Origin of the sequence: Mesorhizobium sp. M4B.F.Ca.ET.214.01.1.1 (genome assembly GCF_004791545.1) — a bacterium.
Lineage (GTDB): Bacteria > Pseudomonadota > Alphaproteobacteria > Rhizobiales > Rhizobiaceae > Mesorhizobium > Mesorhizobium abyssinicae.
In genome coordinates this window covers 1-308 of record NZ_SRUX01000228.1, presented here as the reverse complement: position 1 = coordinate 308, position 308 = coordinate 1, and the positions used below count along the sequence as shown (strand labels likewise).

The following is a 308-nucleotide window of genomic DNA, read 5'->3' as shown; positions in this document are numbered from 1 at the left end:
CCAAGGCCGACCTGCGCACCGAAGCCGTCGGCGAATTCCCCGAGCTTCAGGGCTTGATGGGCCGCAAATATGCGGCGCTTCAGGGCGAAAACGAAAGCGTTGCGGCCGCCATCGAAGATCACTACAAGCCGCAGGGTCCTTCCGACCGCCTGCCGGCTGACAAGGTGGCGATCACGGTCGCTCTCGCTGACAAACTCGACACCCTCGCCGGCTTCTGGGCCATCGATGAGAAGCCCACCGGCTCGAAGGACCCCTTCGCGCTGCGCCGTGCGGCGCTGGGTGTGGTGCGTATTCTGCTTGAGAAGAAC

1 protein-coding gene is annotated in these 308 nt (G+C 64.3%); it reads left to right on the top strand.

What is annotated here, in order from left to right; translation table 11 throughout:
* The coding region (locus EN857_RS34000) for a glycine--tRNA ligase subunit beta (RefSeq protein ID WP_135897729.1) at positions 1-308 on the top strand (308 nt) is incomplete at both ends.